This window comes from Morganella sp. Je.2.23, from assembly GCF_051129855.1.
GTDB lineage: Bacteria > Pseudomonadota > Gammaproteobacteria > Enterobacterales > Enterobacteriaceae > Morganella > Morganella sibonii.
In genome coordinates this window covers 1-6673 of the sequence record NZ_JBCPSQ010000014.1, presented here as the reverse complement: position 1 = coordinate 6673, position 6673 = coordinate 1, and the positions used below count along the sequence as shown (strand labels likewise).

Here is a 6673-nt window from a genome sequence, read left to right as displayed (position 1 = left end):
GGTGTGGGCGGCAGCATCAAATTCAGCTACGTGTTCTGACAGGCGGACGGAAAAATCCGCCGGATGTCTGAAGGACACAGAGTTCATCCCAAACACCGGCAACCGCCGGTGTTTTTTGTACCCCCCCCGGCTAGGCCGGGGGTTCCGGAAAGCTTACAACTATAAGTCAGTTATAAAACCCCTTTTGATTTGTAAAACATATTGCGGTCTGGCAACTGCAATAGTTCAACAAAAAATCAAAAGGGGGTCCCAATGGGGTGTACTTACAATTACAGCTCCTGCTGTCTGTTTAACCAACCTTAACGGTTGATTTTCCGGCTGACTCATCATCCTTAATGCGACAGAATCTGTTAAACTACCACTATACCCATGCGGCCAGAGGGCGCCCTATTTTATTGATTTTATCAAAGAGAGTCAGAATTCATAATTTACTTCCAGTAAGGCACCACCGCCTTCACGTTTACCAAAATACCCATTTCCTTTTAAATTGATATTAAGGCCTTTTATCTGAGATGGTTGATAGTTCAGGCCTGCCGCAACAACACCTGTGCTCCCTTTGACGCTGGCTTCATCAATACCGAAAGCATGATAGGTAGTACCTTTGGCTCTACCATCAAACTCATACTCATAACCTAAGCCTGAAGTTAATTTGAGTTCAGGTGTAAATTGATAGTGGTTTTCTGCACTAAGTAATACACGATGTGAATTCAGTGCGTCAAAATGCATTGGATCTCCGGCAACGGTCAGATTTTGACTTTCAGTACCCGCCCAAGCATATTTGGCACTTAAATCAACGGTGTTTTTATTGTTCCAAGTCCAGTTATATCCACCTTTAAGGCTGGCACCGTAGTAATTACCGCTGATGTTATAACGAGCCTGTTCTTTTGTTGTCACATTCACAATATCATTAGTTTCAAACGACGTTTTCAAGCGACCGATACGTAAGGTGCCATCGAGATAAAGTTGGTTGTCAAAGGTATAACGCGCAAAAGTACCAAAACCGTTAAAGCTATTATGCCCTTTTCCGCGGACACTCTGCTTATTATTAAATTGGTTATGGGTTTTATAACTGTCCCACCCATTTTCAACAAAAGCCCCCCAAACTACATTTTCATCATATACACTGATACCGGTAGTCAATAAAGCGCCGTTGGATTTGATATGAGAGCCGCTGTTATAACGGGAATGCTGCCCTGAGGAAATTACAAATGGGACCAGACCCCGCTGTTCTTGTGCTGTCAAACCATTAAGTTGATCCGCACCACGCGTCAATAGCATTAAGCCTGATAAGTTACCTTCAAGTAATGCTTTCAATTGAGGATTTACTTTTGGACCAGTTGGATTATCATGGCTTGCTTTAATCACCGCAATGACTTGATCATTGCTTTGATCAATGGAGGTTTCTACATCATAGAGTAAAGAGATTCCTTGTTGAGCAATACCGCGGGATAAATATCCTTGACCTTGACCAACTAATTGCCCTTTATCCGCCTGCATGAGAATAAATTTAGTATCGTTTTCCAATACCTTACCAGATTGAATCCCAACTACTTTGATATCAGAAGTAATTTTACCTGTGGCTAGTAAGTTTTTAATTGATTGACTAATGTCATTTGCTGCTAATACAGCTTTTTTAATATTATCACTGATAGCATAGTCCGGACTCATAGCATCATCAGCAATTTTTGGTAACGCATTTTTAGTATTGTCATTAAGGTCTTTTGAGGTTTGGACTGCAGCACGTACTGTGTTATAGATTCGTTTTTGGACTTGATCCGCACTCATATTATCATTATTACTACCTAAACTTATTTTATTAGCTGTAATAAGTGCAATATCGATATTTGCCAAATTAGGGTTTAAAACTATATTATAGTTTTGAAAATTCCCAATTTCTTTGACCTTAATTGGTATATTGTTGTTGTAGTTTAAAGTATTCCCAGTAAAAACATCATAGCTTTCAGGGAGTATATAAATTTTATCATCATTTTTTTCAGTATAATCAACATAATAATGAATATCATCTATAAAATCACTATTATTAGCGTAATTTAAATAACCACCATAGATTACAGACTTAGTGTTACTGAATGTATGATTTCCTTCAATAGAAATGCTATTATTATTAGAAAAGGCTTTTGTGCCTTTTAAGTTAACAAAAAAATATTCAGGCGAAGATCCAGAAATTAGTTTTCTACATGGTCTACCTGAATTAATTCCTACGTCACCACAAATTAATGAATCTCGTGCCAGGAAAAAATTTATATTACCTGTTTTTATATCTCCTGATATAACCGAGGTTCCTTTAAGGCTAATTTTATTTCGATTTGTCTCAATGGATGTGTTTTCTAAATTTATATTCAGAAAAGTAAGCCAGGTGTTTATCTTTGGTATATCATTGATACTATCTTTCGCATAATATTGAAAATTTAATGAAGTATTTCCAGCTAAGATATTTTTGGCTATTGTATTTCCATTTATATCAATTTGGTTATCATTGGCTATAAGTATATTATTAGAAACATTAGCAACAGCATTGACGAAACGTGATCCTAAAGAACCATATCGTAGACTGATGACATTTTGTCCGGCTAAAATATTATTGGTCACTGTATTCCCATTTATAGATATCTGGTTCTCATTAGCTATAAATTTATTGGAATAAGCATTTACTTCAGCGTTAACTGTGTTGAAGATATATTTATTTGGTTGTAAATGACCATTTTGTAGTCTAATTGTGTTTTGCCCAGCCAAGATATTTTGAACCATCGTATTATCATTTATAAAAATTTTATTTTTATTTGCTATAAGAGTATTGCCATTGATGTAGGAGTTGGTGGTAAGGGTTGCCACATTAGTCATGGTAGGAGAAACACTTAAATCACCATATTGTAAATTAATTATATTTTGTCCTGATAAAATACTTTTAACTGTGGTGTCGCCATTTATATAGATCTGATTTTTATCAGTTAAATAATAATTGTCATTAATATAGGCATAATTATTAAAAGATGCAGTTAAACCATCATATTGTAGATTGGTAATATTATTTCCTACAATAATATCTCCGTTTATCTGATGCGTGATATTATCTTCAGTGACTATAATATTTGTATTGTTGTCAATTTTAAGATTCTGAAATACATCTTTTTTAGTAATAGGAACTCCATTAGCATCACAGAGCACGGGATCAGTCGAACAATTAATTTCTGATTTTTTTTCAGTATATTGCACTAATCCTGCGTATATAGGACCATTGATATCACCTTGTTTTAAGATAATTTTATTATTACGAGCACCTATGATTTGTGTTACTGAATAATCTTCATTCAGATCAATTTTATCAAAAGACCCATATCCAGCCACCAAAAAATCCGGAATTGCAAAGTTACTATAGTCAATATTCAATACAGTGTCAAAAGTTATAGGAACATTATTATTTACAACGACAACACCATTTTTTTCTTGATTGTTATTTTTTAATAAATACTTAAAACCATTATTTAAAATATTGTCACCAACCAAGCCTTCTGTCCCTCCATAGCTTTGAGTTACTGCTGCATAGCTAACCTGAAAGATTAAACTATTGATAAGCAAGCCAGTTGTAATAATTAATTGTTTCTTTTTAAATGGGTGTTGTGTTGATATAAATACAGGTTTACTTTTTATTTGAGACATACTCACATCCTATTCCTGGTGTTCTGATAATTATGGGTTTGTTGCAAATAATAAATTAGCGTGTTTTTTGTTCAGATCTCATTGAATGTTTCAGGCTAAAACGGCTTCCACATTGAATAATCGATTGATAAAGGCAGATCGCTCCCGTACCCGAAATTCAGGTTCGTCACAACGGAGCCATTCATCAAACTGGCCTTTATTCAGCTTCCGTAAGGTTTCAAATCCCTGGCTGGTTGACCAGGCACGTTTAGCAGATTTGAAACCGCCTGTCGCGACAATCAATTTTTTAGTCGGTGCGTGATCCGATTCAATACGATTATTGAGATGTTTTATTTGTCGTTGTTTTACGTCAGCACGGAGTTTTCCTTCTTTCATTAAACGTGCAATGGCATAACCGTAAGCAGCGTGTTTGTCAGTATTGAGTATTTCAGGCTGTCGCTCAGCAGAGTAAGGTTTTAATACCCGTCTGAGAAATTCATAGGCGGCATGCCGGTTACGTTTCGGGGAAAAATAGATATCCAGTGTGTCGCCGTGCTTATCAATTGCCCTGTAAAGGTAAAACCATTTTCCGTTAACCTTGACATACGCTTCATCAAGCTGCCAGGAAGAAACGGTACGAATAAACTGATATTTTTTGAGTTTTTTACGCAGTACAGGGGCATATTGGATAAACCAACGATAAATGGTGGAGTGGTGAACGGAAATGCCCCGCTCAGCCAACATATCGCTGACGTGAGCATAACTCAGTGGCGTCGAGCCATACCATCGAAGGCACCACAGGATAATAGCCGGTGCAAAATGCTTCCATTTAAAATCGTCAGGTACCATTGAACTTCCCTCCGAAAGAAACTCCAGCTTCAGTGTTTATCATCTACTCGATTTTTGCAACAAGCCCTAGGTAAGCTGTATACACAGCGTATTGAGCGAGAAAATCTGACATTACGTAACCGACTGAAACGCCTCAATCGTAAGACGCTGGGGTATTCAAGAACGCCCGAAATGCACGATAGGATCATAGGCACTTTCATTGAACGGGAATATTATGTTTGATAGCCATCAACTTATTAAATACACGACCGCCGTTTTAGCCTGAAACACTCAATAAGCCCTGAACAAAAAATACGCTAATTTATTATTTGCAACAAGCCCTCAGGCACTAACTAATGATGAAAATTGAAATCCGGTAGCATTTACCACACTACGTAATGTTTTTAGTGTTGGATTACCTGCCGGAGATAATGTTCTATAAAGAGTTTCTCTTGAAACTCCCGCTTTTTGTGCAATATTAGCCATTCCACCTTTGGCTTCAACAACATGACGTAAAGCCATTAAAAATGCTTCCTGTCCGCCTTCTTCGTCTATATCAAGAAAAGCCTGGTGTAAATATGCTTTGGCAAATTTAGGGTCGTCACGTAAAATTTCAACCATTGCATCATCATGTAAGCGGTCTTTACCCATATATCACCTCTTTAAATAATCATTGAGGCATCGAATAGCCTCGTCAATATCTGCATCCTGCGTACGTTTATCACCGGCTAAAAGTAACAATATAATTTCACCACTAATTAAGCTGTAATAAACACGATATCCCGCCCCTTGATCGATTCTCAATTCCCACACCCCTTCCCTGCAGGGTTTGTGATCGCCAAAGTTACCACTGGCCATCCGGTTAACCCTGGATGCTATTTTCGCTTTGGCTATAGAATCCCGTAACTTCTTAAAATACTCAGCGTACAGATCTTTCCCATCGGGCGTTAAGTAATGTTTAATCGTTTTCATGTTTAATACTGTAGCTTATAAGCTACTTTGATGCAAGTGTATCTGTATTTTAAAAGCTACAAATTTTAGATATTTGCTCTTAATGTGGCATTTGAGTATACGTCACAATCACTGACGCTAAGGTGATGTCTTTTGAGCCAATTTCAGATTGTAGTGTAAGTGCCGTTTAGGTTATGTCGCATTACGGCCGGTAAGATTATGACATTAAGATATTAATTCAGGTCTGTTTTAAAAAAACGCTGATTATCAAAAGACTGAACGGCTGTATGACACTTATGGTGACTCATCAGTCGCTGACAGTGAAATAATGACTGTTTGTACATTTCCATAAATAAACATCAGCCGGACTTTCGTGAAAACAGGGGCGGTGATTACAGCCCCTGCTGTCTGTTTAACCAACCTTAATGGTTGATTTTCCGGTTAACACACCGCCGCAGTTAACTCTGTCACCACTTCTTGCTGCGGGCTTCCCGTCAACAAAAACGCTCACAGAACCACTGATAATACTCCGGCTGTGGTTACCATGAGGCTCAAGAGAATCGCCCTGCCGGGCAATGCTTTTGTTATCCGCTCTGACGGTACGGGAGCCGGATATGACCTTAGTGGGTTGATGGCTGTCATGGCCGGTACCAATGTCCCCGATAAGAATGACAGAAGGCATACAGCTCCTTATTCAGTCAGAATAAGCCATTACAGTGCAGCAATAATGGCTCTCCTTTATGTTAATGAACAACGATTACCTTACCGTCGATAACGGTGTTAATTAACCACTGTGACTTTACCGTCAATGATCGATAAGTAAGGAGTGGGTATCATTACTTCTCCATCGTTAGTTTTTATTAAAAGCGGAGGTTGTCTACCGTACCCCTTTTCAAACCGGAAAATCCTCCCGCCCATGTAGGTATTTAATTCAAATCCCGCCCAGTCTACAGGGGCGGCTTTGTAGCCACGGGCAAAATAGCCTTTGTAGTCCATTGATTCCCACATCCGCTGCGGTGTGCTGCCCTGCTCGGTCGCCAGAGACTCCCATATCCCTTTGGTTTTCCGGTAAATCTCCGGTAAGTCCTGACGCTTAAAATCATTCTGCAATGACTCATAAAATGCTTTTATGGCCGGAATATCCTTTTCCGTCACCGGCGTCGCGGTTGTCCACGGCCATTCCGGTAAATTTGTTGCGTAAAATGTCTGTGATATCTCCCGGAACCCTTTTTCAGCC

Annotated in this window: 5 protein-coding genes and 2 pseudogenes; 1 reads left to right on the top strand and 6 read right to left on the bottom strand. The window is 38.5% G+C overall.

Features of this window, described 5'->3' with window-relative positions; translation table 11 throughout:
• Positions 1–414: 414 nt before the first annotated feature.
• On the bottom strand, positions 415–3684 hold the full coding sequence (locus AAZR23_RS20600) for a hypothetical protein (protein ID WP_434694494.1): 3270 nt from the start codon (positions 3682–3684) through the stop codon (positions 415–417).
• An 84-nt stretch (positions 3685–3768) separates the two neighbouring features.
• Entirely contained in the window at positions 3769–4506 is a 738-nt protein-coding gene (locus AAZR23_RS20595) for an IS6 family transposase (RefSeq protein ID WP_434694493.1), read from the bottom strand.
• Between the two features lie 69 nt (positions 4507–4575).
• Here AAZR23_RS20595 and AAZR23_RS20590 point away from each other — a divergent pair.
• Positions 4576–4728, top strand: a pseudogene (locus AAZR23_RS20590) (IS1 family transposase); the annotation flags it as partial.
• 99 nt (positions 4729–4827) lie between these two features.
• Here the strand turns inward: AAZR23_RS20590 and AAZR23_RS20585 are convergent.
• The 4 genes and pseudogenes from AAZR23_RS20585 to AAZR23_RS20570 form a co-directional block, all read right to left on the bottom strand.
• Positions 4828–5136, bottom strand: coding sequence for an addiction module antidote protein (locus AAZR23_RS20585; protein ID WP_112549605.1), 309 nt, complete (start codon positions 5134–5136; stop codon positions 4828–4830).
• A 3-nt stretch (positions 5137–5139) separates the two neighbouring features.
• Complete coding sequence (locus AAZR23_RS20580) at positions 5140–5457, bottom strand: type II toxin-antitoxin system RelE/ParE family toxin (RefSeq protein ID WP_193830517.1); 318 nt, start codon at positions 5455–5457, stop codon at positions 5140–5142.
• Positions 5458–5848: 391 nt separating this feature from the next.
• A complete protein-coding gene (locus tag AAZR23_RS20575) occupies positions 5849–6118 on the bottom strand; it encodes a PAAR domain-containing protein (RefSeq protein ID WP_434694492.1) in 270 nt (89 codons plus the stop codon).
• 98 nt (positions 6119–6216) lie between these two features.
• Positions 6217–6673: pseudogene (locus AAZR23_RS20570) on the bottom strand (hypothetical protein); the annotation flags it as partial.